This is a genomic window from bacterium, from assembly GCA_037131655.1.
Classification (GTDB): Bacteria; Armatimonadota; Fimbriimonadia; order Fimbriimonadales; family JBAXQP01; genus JBAXQP01.
This window is the reverse complement of sequence record JBAXQP010000437.1, coordinates 1-1,812: the sequence shown is the minus strand read 5'-3', so window position 1 is coordinate 1,812 and position 1,812 is coordinate 1. Positions and strand designations below refer to the sequence as shown.

Below are 1,812 nucleotides of genomic sequence, written 5' to 3'. Positions count from 1 at the left end.
CGTCTCCTATTAAAGGCTACACATTCGCAAGTGCCCATCACAATGAACCTATAAACCTTGTCAATTCTAGCCGAGAATTAATAGGGAAGGAATTTCTTAAAGTAATGGCATTTGAACCAATTGTTGTAGGAATTGCAGAGATCGCAGCCACCATAGGCACTCGCAGCTTGATTTGTACCGGCTTAGGATCGAGCGTAGCAGTCTGTGCTTACGATCCTTTTGCGCGAGTAGCGGGCATGGCTTACGTTATACTGCCTGAATGCTCAACCAATCGCACCACCAATAAACCGGCCAAATACGCCAACACAGCCATTCCAGCTTTAATGGAAGCGATGCAGCAAGAAGGAGCAGACCCTTTGAAGCTTAAAGTCGCTCTCGCTGGTGGTTCAAAAATGATACTGAGCAACTCGCTTGCATCTCTTTATGACATTGGTACTCGAAATGTTGAAGCCCTTAACAATTGCCTTAAGGCTTACGACATCGAGGTGGTCGCAGTCGATGTGGGTGGAAGCGATGGCCGCACGATTGCCATTTATAGCGATACCGGCAAAGTGGTTGTTAATTCATCCAAAACTGTTGAACGCGTTCTTTGTGAATTAGGAGAGTCTGCTGTTAAGTCAGGAGTAAGTTGATGACATCCGGAATAGTTTCAATCAAGGACTTTGTTTCTAAAACTCAAGACCTGCCGACCATGCCTGAAGCAGCGCTAAGAGTCGTTCGGCTTGCCAACGATGAAGACATACCGAATTTAACGATTGCTCGCGCACTCGCGAACGATCAAGGACTGGCTGCAAGAATTTTACGATTAGCGAATTCCGCCTATTATGGCTTACCACATGAGGTAAGCACTCTCAATGATGCGGTTATGCTTTTAGGAACCCGAACGATTCGTCACATGGCGCTACTGGCTTCTACCTTCCCTTGGCTAGCAAAAGAATTGTCAGGTTACGATTTAGCCCCGGCGATGCTCTGGCGGCACTCTTTTACTGTCGCGATAGGCGCAGAGATCATCGCAAAACAAACTCGAAGCGTTTCCCCTGATGAAGCATTTACAGCGGGGCTACTTCATGATATTGGCAAAGTAGTTATGAGCATGTGGATGAAGGACATGCTTCCCGAGATGCTAAAGAAAGTTCGGGAAGAAAATATCCCCTTCAATGACTCTGAGTACAACAGCTTTGGTTTCACTCATGCCGACGTAGGAGGGCATCTTGCTAGTCAATGGAACCTACCTGAATCGCTTGTTAAAGCCGTGACTAACCATCACTGTCCGGACCGCGTAGATTCCACATCGAGTCTAACCCAAATCACCCATATCGCTGATGCGGTTGCTTTAAGCATAGGTATTGGTATTGGCGGAGATGGCCTGCACTACCCGTTCTCATCTTCGGCGATGGAGCATCTGGGATTATCTGAATCAGACCTAGAGTTCGTAGCTGACAAAATGGTTGACACTATAGCCAAATCAAAACCACTTTTTGAGTTTAATTAGGAGATTTGATGGACGTTCGGATTAGTAATGATAACGCAATAGAAGCTCTGAAATCGATGTTAAAGGCAGGCGATATCAAAACGCAGACCACTGGAAATGTATTAAAGAAGACTCTTGATACTCAAGAGCAAGCCGCAACCCAGCTATTAAAAATGATAAGCGGCAAAGGCCAAATAATAGATATAAGAGTTTAATCGAACTCATAAAACCATAAGTATATCGAAGGGCAGTTCAGATTAGATTCGATTACCTTCCGGAAAACCCTTCAACTACGCTCAGCGTGACGTACTTAGAGCATATAGGGGGCTTAAACCCCCTGC

3 protein-coding genes are annotated in these 1,812 nt (G+C 45.6%); all 3 read left to right on the top strand.

From position 1 onward, the window contains the following. Nucleotides 1-632, top strand: a 632-nt coding sequence (locus tag WCO51_13375) for a chemotaxis protein CheD (protein ID MEI6514243.1), incomplete at its 5' end; no start/stop codon positions are given. Beyond that, nucleotides 632-1,492: an HDOD domain-containing protein gene (locus WCO51_13370; GenBank protein ID MEI6514242.1), complete on the top strand. Its 861-nt coding sequence runs from the start codon at nt 632-634 to the stop codon at nt 1,490-1,492. The genes WCO51_13375 and WCO51_13370, both read left to right, overlap by 1 nt. Before the next feature lie 8 nt (nt 1,493-1,500). Beyond that, the gene (locus tag WCO51_13365; protein ID MEI6514241.1) at nt 1,501-1,686 is read left to right on the top strand and encodes a YjfB family protein; all 186 of its coding nucleotides are present in this window, start codon (nt 1,501-1,503) and stop codon (nt 1,684-1,686) included. Nucleotides 1,687-1,812: the final 126 nt, after the last annotated feature.

Excerpts from the sequence above, each read along its gene's own strand:
- WCO51_13365 (MEI6514241.1), top strand. The coding sequence starts at position 1,501 with ATGGACGTTCGGATTAGTAATGATAACGCAATAGAAGCTCTGAAATCG.
- WCO51_13370 (MEI6514242.1), top strand. The coding sequence starts at position 632 with ATGACATCCGGAATAGTTTCAATCAAGGACTTTGTTTCTAAAACTCAA.